This window comes from Pseudomonas sp. TE3786, assembly GCF_054057335.1.
Genome location: NZ_JBSRZF010000021.1, coordinates 40,135 through 59,235, shown reverse-complemented (window position 1 = coordinate 59,235; position 19,101 = coordinate 40,135). Strand labels below are relative to the sequence as shown.

Below are 19,101 nucleotides of genomic sequence, written 5' to 3'. Positions count from 1 at the left end.
CCAGTGCCCACGCTCAACCCTCCCGATTGGCAAAGTCGATCCGTGGATCGACCAAGGTGTAGGTGATGTCGCCGATCAGCTTCACCACCAGACCCAGCAAGGTGAAGATAAACAGCGTGCCGAAAACGATCGGATAGTCGCGGTTGATCGCCGCTTCAAAGCTCATCAGGCCCAGGCCGTCGAGGGAGAAGATCACCTCGATCATCAGCGAGCCGGTAAAGAAGATGCTGATAAATGCCGAGGGGAAACCGGCAATGATCAACAGCATGGCGTTGCGAAATACATGGCCGTAGAGAATCGCATTGTTGGTCAGGCCCTTGGCCCGGGCGGTCACCACATACTGCTTGTTGATCTCGTCGAGAAAGCTGTTTTTGGTCAGGAAGGTGAGGGTGGCGAAGTTGCCGATCACCAGCGCGGTCACCGGCAGCGCCAGGTGCCAGAAGTAATCCAGCACCTTGCCAGCCAGGCTGAGCTGGTCGAAGTTGTTCGAGGTCAGGCCGCGCAGGGGAAACCAGTCGTAATAGCTGCCGCCGGCAAACAGCACGATCAGCAGAATGGCAAACAGGAACGCCGGAATCGCATAGCCGACGATGATCGCCGAGCTGGTCCACACATCGAAGGTGCTGCCGTTGCGCATGGCCTTGCTGATGCCCAGCGGGATGGACACCAGGTACATGATCAAGGTGCTCCACAGCCCGAGGGAAATGGACACCGGCATTTTCTCCACGATCAGATCCACCACCTTGGCATCGCGGAAGAAGCTGTTGCCGAAATCGAACTGGGCGTAACTCTTGAGCATCAGCCAGAAGCGTTCCGGGGCGGGCTTATCGAAGCCGTACATCTTCTCGATTTCTTTCACCAGCTCCGGGTCCAGGCCTTGGGCACCGCGGTAGTTGGAGCCGGCCACCGAGACCTCGGCACCGCCGCCGGAAATGCGGCTGGTGGCACCCTCGAAGCCTTCCAGCTTGGCGATCATCTGCTCTACCGGTCCGCCGGGCGCGGCCTGGATGATGACGAAATTGAGCAACAGAATGCCCAGCAGGGTCGGGATGATCAGCAGCAGACGCCGCAGAATATAGGCAAGCATTTATTCGGTTTCCTTGGGCGCTGCTTCTGCGGGCGCTTGCGCCGCCGGTGCGGCAGAGTTGCCCACGGCCTTCTCGCTGCTTTGCCACCAGGTCAGCATGCCGACGTCGTATTTCGGCGAAATGGCAGGCCGGCCGAATTTATTCCAGTGGGCGATGCGGAAGGTGTCGATGTAATAGTTGGGAATCACATAGTTGCCCCACAACAGCACCCGGTCGAGGGCGCGGGCATGGGTGATCAGGCTTTTGCGCGAGTCGGCGCGAATCAGGCCCTCCACCAGGGTGTCGATGGCCGGGTCACGCAGGCCGATGAAGTTGCGGCTGCCCGGGCTGTCGGCGCTGCTGGAGTGCCAGTATTCGCGTTGCTCGTTGCCCGGCGAGTTGGACTGCCCCCAGGTGGCGGTGGTCATGTCGAAATCCCGCGAGCGCAGGCGGTTCACATACTGCGAGGCGTCGACGCGGCGAATCTGCATGTCGATACCCAGCTCCGCCAGGTTGCGCATGAATGGCAGCAGCACACGTTCCAGGTTGAGCTGGTAGAGCATGAATTCGAACGTCAGCGGCTGGCCGTCGGGGCCGACCATCTTGTCGTTTTCGATCTTGTAGCCGGCTTCCAGCAGAAGCTTGTAGGCCTTGCGCTTCTGCTCGCGGATCATGCCGTCGCCAGCGGTGACCGGCGATTTGAATACCTCGGTGAACACCTGCTCGGGAATCTTCCCGCGCAGCGGTTCCAGCAGCTTCAGCTCGGCCGCATCTGGCAGCTCGTGGGCGGCCATGTCGGAGTTTTCGAAGTAGCTGCTGTTGCGCTTGTAGGAGCCGAAGAACAGCTGCTTGTTCGACCACTCGAAGTCGAACAACAGGCTGATCGCCTCACGCACCCGCGGGTCTTGGAATTTCGTTCGGCGAATGTTGAAGGCGAACGACTGCATGCCCACCGAGTTCTGGTTTTGCAGCGCTTCCTTGATGATGCGGCCGTCACGCAAGGCGGGGCAGTCGTAACCGGTGGCCCAGTCCTTGGCCGAGTATTCGAGGTTGAAGTCGAACTGGCCGGCTTTGAACGCTTCCAGGGCCACCGACATGTCGCGGTAGTAGTCGACCTGAATGGTGTCGAAGTTGTAGTAGCCGCGGCTCACCGGCAGGTCCTTGCCCCACCAATCCTTGACCCGCTCGAAGCGGATGCTGCTGCCGGCTGATACCTGGGTGATGCGGTACGGGCCGCTGCCCAGTGGCACTTCCAGGTTTGCCTTGTTGAAATCGCGGGTGGCCCACCAGTGCTTGGGCAAAATCTGCAGCTGGCCAATGATCAGCGGTAGCTCGCGGTTGCCTGGGTGTTTGAAATCGAAGCGCACGGTCAGCGGCGCTTCGGCCACCACCTTGTCGACGTCCGCGTAGTAGTTGCGGTACATCGGGTCGCCGCTTTTCAGCAGAGTGTTGAAGGTGAAGATCACGTCGTCGGCGGTTACCGGTGTGCCGTCGTTGAAGCGCGCTTTGGGGTTGAGGAAGAAGCGCACATAACTGTCGTCGGCGGCTTTCTCGATCTTTTCCGCCAGCAGGCCGTATTCGGTAAAGGGCTCGTCGGGGGAGTGGTAGGTCAGGCTGTCATACAGCAGGCCCAGTTGCGCCGCCTGGTTGCCCTTGGGAATGAACATATTGAGGCTGTCGAAGCCGCCAGTGGACGACATTCGGAACGTCCCGCCCTTGGGCGCATCCGGGTTCACGTAATCAAAGTGTTTGAAGTTGGCCGGGTACTTAGGCGCTTCGTCGTACAGGGTGATGGCATGTTGCGGCGCTGCAGCGGCTGCCAGGCAGAAACCGGCGAGCAGGGCGCCGCTGCCGACGCGCAGCACGGTGCGCAAAAACAAAGTCATAGAGCCTTCTCCGTAGGCTTCAGCCACCAGGCGCGTAACCCGAGGGTGTAGGGCGGTGTGGTGACGAAGGCGAACCGATTGCGGTACGCCAGGCGGTGGTAGTTGAGGTACCAGTTGGGAATCATGTAGTGCTCAGCCAGCAGCACGCGGTCCAGGGCGCGGGTGGCGGCCACCTGTTCATCGCGGGTCTGGGCGGCCAGCAGGCTTTCCAGCAGGCTGTCGACCACCGGGCTGCGCACGCCGGCGTAGTTCTTGCTGCCTTTGACGCTGGCCTGACTGGAGTGGAAGTACTGCCATTGTTCGAGGCCGGGGCTGAGGTTTTGCTGCAGCGTCATCAGAATCATGTCGAAGTCGAATTGGTCCAGCCGCTGTTTATATTGTGCCCGGTCGACGGTGCGCAAGTTTGCCTGCACACCAATGCTGGCGAGGTTTTCCATATAGGGCTGGAGGATGCGTTCGAGGTTGGGGTTGACCAGCAACAGCTCGAAGCGCAGCGGTTCACCCTTGGCGTTTTGCAGGCGCTGGCCGTTGAGTTTCCAGCCAGCGTCGGCCAATAGACCCAAGGCGCGCCTGAGGGTTTCGCGGGGCACGCCATTGCCTTGGGTTTTTGGCACCGTAAACGGCGTGCTGAACAGACTGGCCGGCAGCTGTTCGCGGAACACCGAAAGCAGCAACCACTCCTGACCCTCGGGTTTGCCACTGGCGCTGAACTCGCTATTGGGGAAATAGCTGGTGGCCCGGCTGTAGGCATCATTGAACAGGGTGCGATTAGTCCACTCGAAATCCAGCATCAGGCCCATGGCTTCGCGCACCTTGGCATCGGCGAAAGTCGGCCGCCGGGTGTTCATAAACAGGCCCTGGGTCTGGGTGGGGATCTGGTGCGGAATCTGCGCGCGGATCACATCGCCGCGCTTTACCGCCGGAAAGCGGTAGCCGTTGGCCCAGTTCTTCGCCTGGTGCTCGATATAGAAGTCGAACTCGCCGGCCTTGAAGGCTTCGAACGCTACGTCGCTGTCGCGGTAGAACTCCACTTCCATGCGATCGAAATTGTACTTGCCGCGGTTTACCGGCAGGTCTTTGCCCCACCAGTCTTTCACCCGCTCGAATACCAGGCTGCGCCCCGGCGATACGGCGGTAATCCGGTAGGGACCGCTGGTCACCGGCGGATCGAAAGTGGTGGCCTTGAAGTCGCGGTCTTTCCAGTAATGCTGGGGCAGGATCGGCAGCTCACCCAGGCGCAGGATCAGCAGCGGATTGCCGGCGCGCTTGAGCACGAAGCGGATGCGCTGGCGACTGAGAATATCCACCCGCGCCACTTCCTGCAGGTTGGTGCGGTACTGTGGATGCCCCTGTTTAAGCAGGGTGCGGTACGAAAACGCCACGTCGTAGGCGGTAATTGGCTTGCCATCGTTGAACCGCGCTTCCGGGCGCAGGTTGAACACCACCCAACTGCGGTCTTCGCTGTATTCAACGGACTTGGCGATCAGCCCATAACTGGAGGCGGGTTCGTCGCCAGAAGGGTCATACTGGCCGGTGCCCGCCATCAGTGGTTCATTCAGCTCGCCAATGCCGTACTGAGCGAAGTTGGGAGTAGACGAAGGGCTGCTACCCTTGAAGGTATAAGGGTTTAGAGTGTCGAAGGTGCCAAATGCCATCACGCGGATCGTGCCGCCTTTGGGCGCGTCGGGGTTAACCCAAGCGAAGTGGGTAAAGCTGGCGGGGTACTTGAGTGTGCCGAACTGGGCATAACCATGGCTTTCGCTGATGGTCGCGAAAGCAGGAACGCACATAGCCAGACTCAGGATTAGCGAAAGGAGGCAACGCATCAGGCTAGGTGGTCCGTTCCATAGCGGCATTGAGCTTCGTGTTGGTACAGTAACAGCTTGTATCCGCTGGAAAAAGAGAAAGCCCAGAGGCCTGTTCCAAGGGCCGATGGCGACAATGAAAGAATGCTTTGCGAGGTTTTTATCTTGGCAACACGCACCCATGGATTGCAGTCATGGATTGATCGTTTGAATCAGGCTGAGTTACCGGCATTGGCCGCCGTAGTACAGGACTTGCACCATCTGGCCCAAGCAGAAAAATCGTCGGTGCAGCAACTGGCCAATCTGTTGTTACGTGACGCCTCGCTGACCTCCAAGGTGCTGCGCGTGGGCAACAGCGTGTACTACAACCCCGCCCAGGAACAGATACGCACCATCTCCCGCGCCATCGTGCTGATCGGCTTCGACAATGTGCGCCTGATCGGCCTGTCGGTCAGTCTGATCGACGGCCTGTTGGGTCGCGCGCCCAGCGAACAGCTGCATGAGCTGCTCGCCCGCTCATTTCACGCCGCGGTGCAGGCGCGCAACATGGCCGGCTACGTGCTGACAAAAAACCAGGAAGAAGTGTTTATCGCCGCCTTGCTCTACCACCTCGGTGCCCTGGCGTTCTGGGGTTGCGCCGGTGAGCAGGCCGACGAGCTGGCCACGGCGCTGGCCCGACCCGGTGTCGTTGAAGATGAAGTGGTGCGTGAGGTGTTGGGTACCAGCTTTCGCCACCTGACCCAGGGCCTGGTGAAAAGCTGGAACCTCGGCGAAATCGCCAGCTTGGCGCACAACAGCAACAACCATAACGACCCCGCCGCCTTTGCCGTACACCTGGGCGCGAGGATCAGCGAAGCGGCTCTGGACGGCTGGGCTTCGCCAGAGATGGAAGGCCTGGTGCAGCAAATGGCGACCTTTACCGGCATCACCCCCGAAGAAGCCCTGCAACAGATCCTCGACAGCGCCGACGAAGCCGTGAAAGTGGCGGCCACCTTTGGTGCCAGCTCCTTGTGCCGGTTGATTCCCTCCACCGACCCGGAGCTGATCCGCACTCAGCAGGAACAACGCAAGGCGCGCCTGCTGCAACCGGACCTGCTGGTGCTGCAACAGTCGCTGCAAGACCTCGGCATGATGGTGTCCAAGCGTGCCGACATCGGCTTGATTCTCGACAGCCTATTCAAAGGCCTGCACCAGGGTGCCGGGCTGGAACGGGTGATGCTGGCGGTATTGGCCGAAGAGCAGACGCGCTTCAAGGTCAAACGTGCCGTAGGCGAGAAGACCGAGCGTTGGGTGAGCGAGTTCGTGCTGCCGGCCGAACAACCTGAACAGCCGCATATCTTCAGTTACGTGCTGCGCCACCGCGAGGCGCTCTGGATGGGCGTGCCGGCCAGCTACAACCTCAACGAACTGGTCACCCAACCGATTCGCCAATGGCTGGGGCAAGGCATGTTCTTTATTGCGCCGCTGATGGCGGGAACCCGGCAGATTGGCGTGCTCTACGCCGACAGCCGGATTTCCGGGCGGGCGCTCAAGCATGAGCAGTTTGTGGCGTTTCAGCGCTTTACCCAGCTGACGGGGCGGTGTCTGGAGGCGTTGACCAAGAAGTAGCTGGGCGGGAGGCTCGACACTGGGGAGATTCTGGGTCCCAGCCTACGCTGGGACGACGGAGGATTCGGCACAGACATCCGTCATCCCGAATCGTCGGACCTCAGCGCAGGCTGGGATCCAGTGAACTAGCGGTCAGTGAGGTACAGGGTAATCGTCTGCCCAGGCGTCAGATCATGCGTCGTCTTCGGATTCCACGTCTTGAGGTTCTGCATCTCAACGTTGAAGCGCTTGGCGATCATGTACATCGAGTCGCCTTTCTGCACCTTGTAGTAGGTGACGGTTTCACGGCCTTGCGCCGGGCTGTTCTTGGCGATGCTGCGAATGACTTGCTGGGTGCCTTGCAGCGCCAGGGTCTGGCCAGGCTTCACGGCGTTGTTGGGCATGTTGTTCCAGCGGCGCAGGTCGGCGACATCCAGCTTGTTGGCTTTGGCGATCTGCCAGAGGTTGTCACCGTTTTTCACCGTATAGCTCTTCAGCTTGACGCTGGTGGTGGTGCTACTGGCCACGGCGCTGGGCTTGGTATTGCTGACCGGGAACGGCGACGGTGCAGCGCCAGCGGCCACCGGAATGGTCAGGGTCTGGCCGACGCTGAGGTTGTTCCCCGATAGCGCGTTGGCTTCTTTCAGATCATCGGTGGACAGCTGATAGCGACTGGCGATGCCATGCAGGCTGTCGCCCTTGCGCACGCGGTATTCCTGGAAGTCGGTGATATCCGACGGTTGAATCTGCGCCAGCGTCTCGGTCAGGCGCTGCGCCTTTTCCGTGGGTACCAACAGGTGCGACGGGCCGCCGCGGGTGATCTGCCGCTTGAAGGCGGGGTTGAGCTGAATCAGCTCGTCACGATCCATATCCGCCATCGCCGCCACGCGGGTGAGGTCCATCGGCTTATCGAACTCCACCACTTCAAAGTAGGGCTCGTTGGCGATGGGGTTGAGGTTGATGCCATAAGCCGCCGGGGCATTTACCAGCTGCGAGAGGGCCAGCAGCTTGGGCACGTAATCCTGGGTTTCCTTGGGCAGCGGCAGGTTCCAATAGTCGGTCGGCAGGCCCAGGCGCTGGTTGCGTTCGATGGCGCGGCTCACCGTGCCTTCGCCGGCGTTATAGGCGGCCAGGGCCAGCAGCCAGTCGCCGTTGAACATTTCATGCAGGCGCGACAGGTATTCGATGGCGGCGTTGGTCGAGGCAGTAATGTCGCGGCGGCCGTCGTACCAGGTGGTCTGCTGCAGGTTGAAGTTGCGCCCGGTGGACGGGATGAACTGCCACAGACCCACCGCATCGCTGCGCGACAGGGCAAAGGGGTTGTAGGAGCTTTCAATCACCGGCAGCAGGGCCAGTTCCAGCGGCATATTGTTGGCTTCCAGGCGCTCTACCACGTAATGGATATAGAGGCTGCCACGGCCGCTGGCGCTTTCCAGGTAAGAGGGCTTGCTGGCGAACCACAGGCGCTGTTGCTCGATGCGCGGGTTGATGCCGATTTCATCCTGCAGCTTGAAGCCGGCGCGCATGCGATCCCACATGTCCTGGGGTTTGTCGCTGCCGGGGGTGTCGGTCATCCACTCGGGCGGCTGGGTGCGGCTGCTCAGGGCGACATTGCCGGAGGCGCTGCCATCAGGGTTGCCGCCGGTGCTCTGACAACCCGCCAGAATGGCCGCGAAGACAACCGGAAGCGCACGAGCCAGACGGGCCAATGTGTCGAATTTCCGGGACTTCTGGGCGATTGACAGCATTGGCGGCGGGTGTGATCCGGGCAAAAAGATCGGGCGATTCTAGGAACGCCGCCTAATATGGTCAAGTTTTAACCGGCTGCCTGGTTAGGCACCAATGGACTTAAAACTGGTCTTTCCACGCCCGCAGGCGAGCAAACACCTCGCTTGGCTGGCGCTGAGCGGTGCCGTCCCGTTCGTCGATTTTTGCGACCACGTTGGCAACCTCGCTGCGCAGAAACGGATTGGTTGCCCGCTCCAGGGCCAGGTTCGACGGCAGGCTGATGGTGCCTTCCTCACGCCAGGCGGTTACCTGGGCCAGGCGCGCGCTGACGTCCGGATTGTTCGGCTCCACAGCCTGGGCGAAGCGCAGGTTGCTCAGGGTGTATTCGTGGGTGCAATAAATAGCGGTAGTGTCTGGCAGCGCGGCCAGGCGGCTGAGGGAGGTGAACATCTGCTCCGGCGTGCCCTCGAACAAGCGGCCGCAGCCGGCGGCGAACAGGGTGTCGCCACAGAACAGCAGCGGCACGCTGGCGGCGGTTGGTGCCTCGGCCACGTAGTAGGCGATATGGCCCAGGGTGTGGCCGGGCACGGTGAAGATGCGCAGGGTCAGGCCCAGCACTTCGATCTGGTCGCCGTCATCCAGCGCCACATCGCGGCCCGGAATCTTTTCCTGCGCCGGGCCATAGACCTTGGCCCCGGTGGCGGTTTTCAATTGCTCGACGCCGCCGACATGGTCGAAGTGGTGGTGGGTGACCAGAATATCGCTCAGCTGCCAGCCTGGGTGCGCTTGCAGCCAGGCGAGAACCGGGGCGGCATCGCCGGGGTCTACCACGGCGCAGCGCTGGTTGGCAGTGTCTTGTAACAACCACAGGTAGTTGTCATTGAAAGCGGGTAGGGCATCGATCTGTATCATCGTCGGGTCGCCAAGCTATCGGTATTGGCGCATCTTACTGCAATGCCGGTGGAGCACAGAGAGGCGGTTATGACGGACAAGGCTTTCGCTCAAGCGGACCCCGATTGGCTCGAGCTGATCAGCGCCGCCCGTGGCTGGCTCAACGGCCCGCTGGGGCAGATGATGCTCGGCGAAGAGCGGCGGCTGCTCGAAGACGAGCTGGGGCGTTTCTTCGGCGGCTACCTGGTGCACTACGGCCCCCACGCGGAAAAACCGCCGGGGGCCAAACAGATTCAACGCTGCGTGCATATCGGCGCGCCACTGCCCGGTGCCGAGATCGTCTGTGAAGAGCAGGCCTGGCCGCTGACCGAATCGGCCGCCGACGTGCTGGTGCTGCAACATGGCCTGGACTTCTGCCTGTCGCCCCACGGCCTGCTCCGCGAAGCCGCCCGCAGCGTGCGGCCCGGCGGCCATCTGATCATCATCGGCATCAACCCCTGGAGCGCCTGGGGCCTGCGCCATGTGTTCGCCCGCGATGCCCTCGGCGATGCCCGCTGCATCGCCCCCAACCGGGTGACCGACTGGCTGCGCCTGCTGGGCTTTGCGCTGGAGAAACGCCGCTTCGGGTGCTATCGTCCGCCGCTTGCCGGAGCAGCCTGGCAATCGCGCCTGAGTCGCCTGGAACAATGGGGCGGCGCCTGGCAGATGCCGGGGGCAGGCTTCTATCTATTGGTGGCGCGCAAACTGGTGATCGGTTTGCGCCCATTGCGTCAGGCACAGCGAGCGCCCATGGGCAAGCTGATGCCCATGCCGGTGGCCAAGGTCAGCCGGCGTGATTCAAACCGTGATACTTGAGCTGCGGAATCAATGAGCGAACAGATCGAAATTTTCACCGACGGCGCCTGCAAAGGTAATCCTGGCGTTGGCGGCTGGGGCGCATTGCTGGTGTTCAAAGGGGTGGAAAAGGAGTTGTGGGGTGGCGAACTCAATACCACCAACAACCGCATGGAGCTGACCGCAGCCATCAAAGGCTTGGAAGAACTCAAACGCCCCTGCGAAGTGCTGCTGGTCACCGACTCCGAATACGTGATGAAAGGCATGCAAGAGTGGCTGGTGAACTGGAAAAAGCGCGGTTGGAAAACCGCCGCCAAGCAGCCTGTGAAAAACGCCGACCTCTGGCAAGCGCTGGACGAGCAAGTGAACCGCCACACCGTGACCTGGAAGTGGGTACGCGGCCACACCGGCCACCACGGCAACGAGCGGGCTGACCAGTTGGCTAACCGGGGCGTTGATGAGGTGCGGGGCATCAAGCACGTCTGAGGGGCTGGCTCTGACCGGGTGGCGCTGACCAAGAAGTAGCTGGGGCGAGGAGGCTCGTTACTTGCGAGATTCTGGGTCCCAGCCTGCGCTGGGATGACGGTGGAGTTGACACAAACCCTCGTCATCCTGGAACGACGGTGGAATCAGCACAAACATCCGTCATCCCAGCGCAGGCTGGGATCCAGATTCGAGCAGGAAATCAGAGATCTGGCGATCAGTGAAACCCTCAGTGCCAGCCATAAAAAAACGGCTTCATCGCAATCGATGACGCCGTTTTTTTTCATGCGGCCGAGCTCAGAAAACCTTACGCCTTGGCGCAGCTCTCTGGCGCCCAGTCACCCATGTCCGGGTTGTTGCACACGTCGGTGACGATGGCTTTACCCTGAGTGGCAACCTTCTGGCTTTCGGTGCGCGAGGTTTGCGCTTTCTGTGCAGCCTTCTCGGTGGACACCGCCTGAGTAGTCACTTTGGCGCGCTGGGCCGAGGTCACAGTGGTTTTCTTCTTGGTGTCCGGCGTCGCTACCTGCGCCACGGTTTCACGCGGCACGCCGGTGGCTTGCAGGTCTTTTTCGTAGGCTTGGGTGTAGGCGTCGAGGTCTTCGCCGGTGCGGCCATCGGCAGCGGCCAGCAGGGCGTTGGTTTCTTTCAGACCGCTGACGATTTCAGCCAGGTGGGCGCGGCCGTCGGCTTCGCTGATTTTCTTGGCTTTGCGGGCATCACGCAGGTTGCTGAATTCGCGCTGGTAGCAGGCCTGGGCGGCTTTCGCGTAACCGACGCTGCGGTCCATTTCGCCGGTGCTGCGCTCGATGTCGGTGGCGTAGGAACCGATACGCTCGTTGTCGTCGGTGATCTGTTTTTGCTTCTCGACGTAGTAACCGGCCGCGCCGCCTACCAGTGCACCACCAGCGGCGCCGATCAGGGCATTGCGGGCGGCGTGGTCGTCACCCGACAGACCGCCGGCCAGGCCGCCGATCAGGCCGCCAGCGATGGCACCGGTCATCGCCGAGTTCTTCACCGAGTCTTCAGTGCCACGCAGGTGCGACACCGGCTCATAGCAGGAAGGGTAGTACTGAGCAGTGGTAGTGGCAGCGACTTTCGAGGTCGGGCTGGTGCTGGCGCAACCGCTGATGAAGATGCAGCTGGCAGCCAGAAAAGACACCGCGATTCGTGCCGAGGTGTGGAGTACGTGAGTGTGGTTGTGGTGCGTCATGGTTCATTTCCCGTTCTTGGTTGTTGTGCGCTGCGGCCTGTCCAGATTGGCCGCAGTAGCTTCCTTAACGCTCGCCGTTAGCGAGCAACTGCTCCAGAATTGCCGCCGGATCGGCACGCTTTTCCTGGCGATACTTCCCTACGTGCGTAACGAATAGCGTGGCACGTTTGACTAGGCTCTTGCCGAGCACTGGTTTGCGGTTGAGCTCTTCTTTTATGCGTTGCAACTGCGCCTGGATCACTGCATCGGTGTAGCGGGTGCCGGTGGCCAGGTTGTCGATGTAAATCTGCACCGCGCCGTCCAGGGCGCTGCGCCCGTTGGCCATCGCAGTGGCAAACAGCTTAGCCGAGGCTTCGTCCTTGTTCGCGGTGGCCTGGTCCTGGCTTTTCTTCAGGTTGGTCAGGCGAATGTTGTAGTTGTTGATGGTTTCCGCCACCAGGGCGGCGGACTGAATCAGGTTGCCGGCGGCTTCCTCGCGCTGTTGGGCAATCAGCGAGACGTTCCGTTTCAATTCTTCGTTGATTATTCCCAGCTGCGCCTGCAATGCCGGGTCGGTGCTGGCGGCGATCAGGCTGTCGAGGCTCTTGGTCGGGTCCTGGGAGTCGTCGATGGCATCGGTCAGGCCGGCCAGGCGGCCTTCTTTCTGCCACTGGGTTTGCAGTTCCTTGTAGCGCGAGCGCGGCGCGGAGAGGGCGCCAAGGGCGACGCGAAAACCGGTGGTTTCATTCAATTGCTCGGTGCCGTCGGCGGCAAACAGCGGGTACTCGCGGCGCATGCCGGTGAACAGCGTGGTTTCGCCTTCCAGGTAGTTGCCGCCCTTGACCACAAAGCCGCCGTAGGTACCTTGGCGACGTCCGGCATGCACCAGTTGGAACGACTCCTGAACCATCTCGGCGGCGTTGCCGATCACATCGAACATGCCGATCGGGTTGGGCAGTTTGGTGCCGATCGGCAATAGCCGCGCAGCCTGACCGGTACCGCCGGCCACCTGGTTGTACACCGCCCAGTCGCCGAGTGGGCCTTCCTGATCACTGCCCTCGACTTTGCGCGGGAACAGCCGGCCTTCCAGTTCCTGGCGGCTGACGGCCTGGGCACCGCGGGCGGCGAATTCCCATTCGGCCTCCGACGGCAGGCGGACAAAACTCACGCCACCGTCTTCGGCTTTGCTGGTGCGGCCGCTGACCGGCAGCAGGTCGCGGTGGTTTTTCATCAGCCAGGCGCTGTACACCGCGGCAAAACGCTCGGCATCAAAGTGCGAGACCTTGACCTTGGGCAGGCGCGCCGCCGCCCCGGTAGCCGGTTCCGGGCAGGCCGGTGGCTCGCCTTGGCCAGCCAGCGAGGCGGCCTGGTCCATCACCGCGCTGTACTGGCGCGCGGTCACTTCGTATTTGCCGATGAAATACAGCATGGGCGACAGCGGGGTGCCGCTTTCCTTTTTCGGCAGCACCGGCTTGATTGTCTCGCGCCAGGTGTCGGGCAGGTCGGCGAGGGTGAACTGGCCGTTGATATAGTCGCGGCGGTAACCGGAAATAAACGACTGCTGATAACCGCTTTCGCCTTCGGCAAAGGGGTAGCCCAGGCTGATTTCGCGGTCATCCAGGGTGCCGGTGGCCAGCACGTAGACGTAGCGCATCACCAGGCTGCCGCCGCAGGGCAGGGGCAGGCTGACGTCGTCGGGCAGCGGCTTGGGGTTGTCCAGCGAAGCTTCTTCGGCGCCCGCCGTCATGCTCAACGACGCCACACACAGCGCCAGTACCGCCGAATACTGCTTAAACATCACGTAGTCCTTCCGAAGCTTCTATCTGGGCCGCGCGCCAGCCCCCGAGCGCCGCAGCGAGCACGCTGCAGGCCAGGGTGGCGAGCACGGCCACCAGAAAATGGTACGGCAGCAATTGGCAGACAAACTCGCCGCTGCCGGTGTCGAACAATCGATTCAAGCTGGCCTCGGCGGCGGCGTAAAGTAGCCACGCCAGCAGCAGACTGAAGGCACCGCTGTACAGCGCCAACAACAGCACAAAACCCACCAGCGCGGCCGTCGGGAAACCGAGCAGGCGCAGTACGGCCAAGGCTTTGCGTTTACGCTCAACGGCCGCCAGGGTGCTGGCCACCACCGCGGCAAAGGCACCGGCCACGGCCAGGCCGCTGATCAGCCAGAACACCAGATTGAGGTTGTGGCTCAGCGAGCGTACCTGGGCGATGGTAGCCGCCTGTGTCGCCACTTCCTGGCCACTGGCCGCGAAGTATTGGCGCAGGTTTTCGACGCCATCGAGGTCGGCGGCGTACAGACGCAAGCCAGGGTAAATACGCTCGCCCACTGGCGCAGGTTCTGCCCCTGACCAATCAAAACGCGGCACCGCACGGCCATCGCGGTAATCCTCGGCGGCTTCGAGCAGGCTCAAGGGCGCAAACAGTCCATCGCGGTTAAAGGTTTCCAGCGGCAGCACCGCCAGTACGCTAACGCTGAGCTGACGCGATTCCACCTGGCCGTTCTGCCGGCGGCCGAAGCGTGCACCGAGGCGGTCACCGGGACGGACGCCGAGTTTTTCTGCGGCGCTCTGGCTGAGCAGAATCTGCGCCTCGTCGGGTTGCGGGGCGAGCGCCAGCAGCGGGTCGCCGGCGGCGGTCGGAATCATTTCCACGGTCACGGCCGGGCCGCCGTCGCGGCTCAAGTCGGTGGTGGCAGCAATCTGCCGGGTGCGGGGCAAGGCGAACGCCACATCGGCGCGTTGGCTGAGCAGGGCGACATCGGCGGCGCGATAACGGCCACCGCCGAGGGTGATCACCTCGCGCACCGCCGGGTCGTTTTCCAGGCGGTCAGTGAGGGTGCTGACCAGGCCGAACTTCAACCCGAACAACACCAGCAGCGGGGTGATCACCGCCGTCAGCGCCAGCACCGCGCAAATCGACAGGCGCGCCTCCGTGCGGTAGTCGGCCCAGGCCAGGGAAAGCAGCAAGCCGATACGCATCAGCGCCGCTCCCCCAAGGTCGCGGTGACGCCGCCATCGGCATCGCGCTGCCAGTGAATCGGCAGCACGGCCAGCCCGGCATTGCGCACCAGCGGTTCATCGTGGGTGGCGATCACTGTACAGGTGCCGCTGACCTGTGCCTGTTGCACCAGCAACTGCATCACCCGCTGCGCGTTGGCAGGGTCGAGGGAGGCGGTTGGCTCGTCAGCCAGCACCAGGCGCGGCGCATGGGCCAGCGCGCGGGCAATGCTTACCCGTTGGCGCTGGCCAACGGAGAGTTTATTCGGCCGTTTGTGCAGGTATTCGGCGATTTCCAGATGCGCGGCCAGCTGCTCCACGCGGCTGTCCATGGGCAGTTGCAGGAGCCGACGGGGCAGCTCGATATTGCCGCGCACGTCGAGAAACTCCAGCAGCCCGCCGGTTTGCAGCACATAGCCGCAGGCCTTGCGGCGCAGGCGCGCCAGGGCGTCATGCTGATGGCCGCGCCATAACGCAGCGATATCAAAACGGCCGCCATCCAGCTCGACGCTGAACTCGCCGCTGGCATCCGGCGAGAGCACCAGGGCGAGTAGATCCAGCAGGGTGCTTTTGCCGCAACCGCTGGGGCCGACCACGGCGATCTGCTGGCCGGGCGCCAGGTCCAGCTGCGGGATGCTCAGGCTGTAACGCTGGCTGCCCGCGCCGCGGGTTTTATGGATATCGCGCAGGCGCAGCATCAGGGCAAAGTCGACAACGGAACGCGGTACAAAGCATCGCCTGGCTCGGCGTCGCCGAAGCGCACCCAGTTGGCGACATCGTTGTGGAAGGTTTCGTACAGACGGATTTTCGAGTCCAGTTCGTCGATAAAATCTTCCTGCTCGGCCACGCTCAGCGACAGCCACAGCTCCTGGGTCATGTTCAGCGATTTGCTGCGGTACGGCAGGCCTTCCAGGTACTCGCCGAGAATGCCGCTCTCGGCCAGGTTGCTGCCTTTCACCAGCTTGGACGGGTCGCGGCTCATATAGGCGCTGGCCGAGGCGATTTCATCGAAGAAGTCCTTCGACGAACTCTGCGTGCGCCGCGCTGCATCGACGATCAGCTTGAGCGATTGCTGCAGGTCGTTGAGCTGCAATTTGCTCAGCAGCACGCACACCTGAAATGCCGGCAGGGTGGGGTTGGTCAGGTCGCGGTCGGTGGTCCAGGCGGTGACCAGTTGCGGCGCATGGGCGGCGTTGCGCTGGCCGAGAAAGTCCATGTGCATGGCGTAACCGATGGCCGCGGTTTTTGCCGCCAGGCTCAACCCGCTTTGCACCAGCGGCGCGGGCTGACTTTTTTGCTGGCCGGCGTTATGCACCAGTTCAGCGAACAGCGAGCCGATCTCGTTGACCGTGCTGCCGAACTTGCCGACGTCGCCACCGGCCACGGAAATGTACAGGTCGCCGATCTTCGGGTTGGCATCGGCGGTGAGGCTGCGGTACTGCTGCTCGGCGTAGCCGTGGTTGTTCTTGCCAGCCGGGGTGCGCAGGTGCAGGGCGTAAATCTTGATCTGCTTGCGCAGCGCCGCTTCGCGCACCTGGGCTTCGTTCATCTGGGTGCGCCCCAGCGGGTCGTTCTTGCGCAGGGCACCGGCATCGGTGACCAACAGAATCACGCGCCCGGCATAGGGCGACCAGTCCATGTTATCGACCGCGTCCATTACCCCGGCGAAGGCGTCTTCGTTGAACGAGTGACTGGACACGGTGGTGGCCTTGACCCCGCGCGCCAGTTCGAGAAAACGCTGCGGGTCGTTGCCCGGCTGCAACGGCACCAGGTTTTTACTGACGTATTCCAGGCCGGGGGTTTTGTCGATGTTGTTGCGGAAACCGACCATGCCGAAGCTGACCTTGTCCAGCTCGCCACGGGCGCTGATCTGTTCCTGCAGGCCTTTGACCACGTCGTTGACCTGATCGATATAGGGCTGCATCGACACCGAGGTGTCCACCACCAGCACGATCCCGGTACGGAACGCATCCGGCTTGCCGCCCAGCTTGGCACCCGCGCCGTTGACCTGCGGCGTATCGCCCGGATCAATCGAGGCGACATTCAGCAGCTGCGCCGGTTGGCCTTCTGCATCGAAGCTTTCGCGCGATTCGAAAATCGGCAGCAGGTAGAACTGGTCCTGGGGAATGGCGTTGTCCTGCGGCTCGATGGCCAGCACTTGCTGGCTGGAACCGTCGTCGCGCTGGGCCTTGGTCATTTCATTGCGCGCCGCGCTGGTGTCGGCCAACAGGCGTTCAACGTCCTCGGGTTTGCGCAGGAACATCACCGGGCCACGCCCCGAGCGTTCGGTGAATTTCAACACCAGACTCTGCTTCCAGTCGCTGACCTGTTCGGCCGGCAACCAGCCTTCGCTATGGCCATCGCTGGAGGCACCGACTTTTACCCACGGCGCGCCGTTGACTTGCTGGCGCGCATACACGTAGAGCACCGAGAACGCCGGTAGGGCGGTGCTGCCAGGCGTGCCGCCGGCGTCCGCGGCCAACTGCGCGCCGGGCTTGCTCAACACCCGTTGGAACAGGGTTTTTTTGCCGGCCATCAGCAGCGGTTTGTCGCCGCCATCCTGGTTGGCGGCTGGGGTCAGCGCGCCGCTGTTGGCGGTGGTCGTGGTGGCAGGTGGCTGCGTGGGTTTTTCCGGTACCACGACGGCCGTGGTCGGCTTGTCGGCTTGCGGTGAACCGGCAAACAGAAAGTAGCCTGCGCCGCCCAGAATCAGCAGCAACAGCACGCCGGCACCGGCCATCAGCGGCACTTTGCTGCCCGAGGTTTTTTCCGCAGCAGGCGGCGTGTAGGTGGGCGCGGGCGGTGGCAAGGTGGCCGCCGAACCCGGCTGTTGCAGCGGCGGCATCTCGATGGACACAGGGGTCAGGCCGCCGGTATCCGGCGTTCCCACCGGGGTAGCGGTAGTCGGTGCTTCGGTTTGCGCGGTCGGCGGCAAATTCAGCGGGCGGATCTGCGTGCTGTCGATGGCGCTGGGCGCCAGGTGATCGAGGGCGGCAATAAAGGCACCGGCGGTGGGGAAACGCTCGTCCGGTTTTTTCGCCAACAGCTTGCGCAGAATGTCCTGGTAACGGCCGTGGTTGATCGGCAGTTCCGGCAGCGGTTCGGTGAGGTGGGCGAGGGCGGTGGAGAGCGAGTCGGTGCCGATATAAGGCAGGCGTCCGGTGAGGATTTCATACAGCACCACGCCCAGCGCATAGAGGTCGGCACGGCCGTCGATCTGCAAACCACGCGCCTGTTCCGGGCTCATATAGCTCGGCGTGCCGATGGCAAAACCGACCTGGGTGAACTGCGTGCTTTCTTCGATGGACTTGGCGATGCCGAAGTCCGACAGCACTGCCGTGCCGTCGGCCCGAAAGAGGATGTTGGCCGGTTTTACATCGCGGTGCACCAGGCCTTGCGAGTGGGCATAACCCAGGGCCGAGGCCACCTGGCGCAGAATCGCCAAGCCTTGTTCGGCACTCAGGCCTTGTTCGATGCGTTCTTTCAGGGTGCCGTTGGCCAGGTATTCCATGGCCATGTAGTACCAGGGCCCGGCGTTGCCGATGTCGTGGATGGTCACGGTATTGGGCTGCGACAGGCGCGCGAGCATGCGCCCCTCGCGCAGAAAGCGTTCGCAAAAGCTCGGGTCGGCCGCCAATGCGCTGGCCATCACCTTGAGCGCCACCTTGCGTTGCAACGAACGCTGGGTGGCCAGATAGACCGTGGCCATGGCGCCTTCGCCAAGCCCGCGTTCTATGTCGTAACCGGGAATCTCTATGTCCATGCCTGTACTGCTCTTCTAAAGGCGTTATCGGGCGGCAGTTGTTTTGTTCTTGTAGGAGCGGCTTCAGCCGCGATGCTGTTGATCAAGAGCATCGCGGCTGAAGCCGCCCCTACGGGGGCCGAGGCCCTTTTTATAACGTGTGAATCGCCACCGCCGTAATGTTGTCCGGCGCTCCGCGGGTCAGGCCCAGGTGCACCAGGCTGCGCACAATCGCGTAGGGGTCACAGTGGCTGAGTACATCGCCCAGTTCACTGTCATCGGCGGTCTTGTTGAGGCCGTCGCTGCACAGCAGAAAGTTGTCGCCGGGCTGCACCTGCAGTGTCACTTCGGCCAGGTCCAGGTGTTCGAACACGCCGACGGCGCGGGTTACCACATTGGCCCGGGGATGCACGCGGGCTTCTTCTTCACTGAGCATGGCGTTATCGATCAGGTCCTGCACATAGCTGTGGTCGCGGGAAATCATCTCCAGGCGGCCGCCGCGCAATCGGTATAAACGGCTGTCGCCGGCCCACAGGCACACGGCCTGATCACCGCGTGCGGCCAACAGCACCACGGTGCTGCCCATCATGCTCACACCACGGCGGGCGGTTTCCTGCAGCACTTCCTCGTTGACGTGAGCGAGGCCGGTGCGCAGCGCACCGACGTAGGCCTGCAACGAATTGGCTGCTGGAATCCGCCGCAGCGAATCGACGATCAGGCTGCTGACGTAGTCACCCGCGGCATGCCCACCCATGCCATCGGCCACCACCCACAGACCGCGGTCGGCGAGCTCCAGGCAGGCGTCCTCATTCACTTGGCGGACCATGCCGACATGGCTGTAACTGGCCGATTGGTACTGCTTTACGTGGCCTTGGCTCATG

At 62.5% G+C, this 19,101-nt stretch carries 14 protein-coding genes; 3 read left to right on the top strand and 11 right to left on the bottom strand.

The window, feature by feature from the left end:
• Positions 1 to 13 precede the first annotated feature (13 nt).
• From ACVW0Y_RS20080 to ACVW0Y_RS20070, 3 genes are read right to left on the bottom strand one after another with little or no spacing between them, the layout of a single operon-like run.
• Positions 14 to 1,087 (bottom strand): microcin C ABC transporter permease YejB, encoded by a 1,074-nt coding sequence (locus ACVW0Y_RS20080; RefSeq protein WP_457440823.1) that lies wholly within the window; start codon positions 1,085 to 1,087, stop codon positions 14 to 16.
• The gene (locus tag ACVW0Y_RS20075) at positions 1,088 to 2,953 is read right to left on the bottom strand and encodes an extracellular solute-binding protein (protein ID WP_457440821.1); all 1,866 of its coding nucleotides are present in this window, start codon (positions 2,951 to 2,953) and stop codon (positions 1,088 to 1,090) included. It lies immediately after the preceding gene.
• Positions 2,950 to 4,779, bottom strand: a complete 1,830-nt coding sequence (locus ACVW0Y_RS20070; RefSeq protein WP_457440819.1) for an extracellular solute-binding protein — start codon at positions 4,777 to 4,779, stop codon at positions 2,950 to 2,952. Before ACVW0Y_RS20070 ends, ACVW0Y_RS20075 begins: the two co-directional genes overlap by 4 nt.
• Positions 4,780 to 4,944: 165 nt before the next feature.
• Here ACVW0Y_RS20070 and ACVW0Y_RS20065 point away from each other — a divergent pair, with 165 nt between their 5' ends.
• Complete coding sequence (locus ACVW0Y_RS20065; protein WP_457440880.1) at positions 4,945 to 6,366, top strand: HDOD domain-containing protein; 1,422 nt, start codon at positions 4,945 to 4,947, stop codon at positions 6,364 to 6,366.
• 125 nt (positions 6,367 to 6,491) lie between these two features.
• Here ACVW0Y_RS20065 and ACVW0Y_RS20060 read toward each other — a convergent pair whose 3' ends face one another.
• Both ACVW0Y_RS20060 and gloB read right to left on the bottom strand, forming a co-directional pair.
• On the bottom strand, positions 6,492 to 8,093 hold the full coding sequence (locus tag ACVW0Y_RS20060; RefSeq protein WP_457440817.1) for a LysM peptidoglycan-binding domain-containing protein: 1,602 nt from the start codon (positions 8,091 to 8,093) through the stop codon (positions 6,492 to 6,494).
• 100 nt (positions 8,094 to 8,193) lie between these two features.
• Complete coding sequence (gloB, locus tag ACVW0Y_RS20055; RefSeq protein ID WP_457440815.1) at positions 8,194 to 8,985, bottom strand: hydroxyacylglutathione hydrolase; 792 nt, start codon at positions 8,983 to 8,985, stop codon at positions 8,194 to 8,196.
• Between the two features lie 69 nt (positions 8,986 to 9,054).
• On the opposite strand from gloB, the gene ACVW0Y_RS20050 reads away from it, so the two are divergent.
• Positions 9,055 to 9,819, top strand: coding sequence for a methyltransferase domain-containing protein (locus tag ACVW0Y_RS20050; protein ID WP_457440813.1), 765 nt, complete (start codon positions 9,055 to 9,057; stop codon positions 9,817 to 9,819).
• A 12-nt stretch (positions 9,820 to 9,831) separates the two neighbouring features.
• On the top strand, positions 9,832 to 10,284 hold the full coding sequence (rnhA, locus tag ACVW0Y_RS20045; protein WP_457440812.1) for a ribonuclease HI: 453 nt from the start codon (positions 9,832 to 9,834) through the stop codon (positions 10,282 to 10,284).
• Positions 10,285 to 10,588: 304 nt separating this feature from the next.
• On the opposite strand, the gene tagQ is transcribed toward rnhA, so the two are convergent.
• From tagQ to ACVW0Y_RS20015, 6 genes are all read right to left on the bottom strand, one after another.
• On the bottom strand, positions 10,589 to 11,494 hold the full coding sequence (gene tagQ / locus ACVW0Y_RS20040) for a type VI secretion system-associated lipoprotein TagQ (RefSeq protein ID WP_457440810.1): 906 nt from the start codon (positions 11,492 to 11,494) through the stop codon (positions 10,589 to 10,591).
• Positions 11,495 to 11,558: 64 nt separating this feature from the next.
• Positions 11,559 to 13,271 (bottom strand): formylglycine-generating enzyme family protein, encoded by a 1,713-nt coding sequence (locus ACVW0Y_RS20035; RefSeq protein WP_457440808.1) that lies wholly within the window; start codon positions 13,269 to 13,271, stop codon positions 11,559 to 11,561.
• Positions 13,264 to 14,460 carry an ABC transporter permease gene (locus tag ACVW0Y_RS20030; protein WP_457440806.1) on the bottom strand — a complete coding sequence of 399 codons (1,197 nt, stop codon included), beginning with the start codon at positions 14,458 to 14,460 and terminating at the stop codon, positions 13,264 to 13,266. Before ACVW0Y_RS20030 ends, ACVW0Y_RS20035 begins: the two co-directional genes overlap by 8 nt.
• A complete protein-coding gene (locus ACVW0Y_RS20025; RefSeq protein ID WP_457440804.1) occupies positions 14,460 to 15,176 on the bottom strand; it encodes an ABC transporter ATP-binding protein in 717 nt (238 codons plus the stop codon). Before ACVW0Y_RS20025 ends, ACVW0Y_RS20030 begins: the two co-directional genes overlap by 1 nt.
• Positions 15,176 to 18,241 carry a serine/threonine-protein kinase gene (locus tag ACVW0Y_RS20020; protein ID WP_457440802.1) on the bottom strand — a complete coding sequence of 1,022 codons (3,066 nt, stop codon included), beginning with the start codon at positions 18,239 to 18,241 and terminating at the stop codon, positions 15,176 to 15,178. Before ACVW0Y_RS20020 ends, ACVW0Y_RS20025 begins: the two co-directional genes overlap by 1 nt.
• A 130-nt stretch (positions 18,242 to 18,371) precedes the next feature.
• Positions 18,372 to 19,100, bottom strand: coding sequence for a PP2C family protein-serine/threonine phosphatase (locus ACVW0Y_RS20015; protein WP_457440800.1), 729 nt, complete (start codon positions 19,098 to 19,100; stop codon positions 18,372 to 18,374).
• Position 19,101 lies beyond the last annotated feature (1 nt).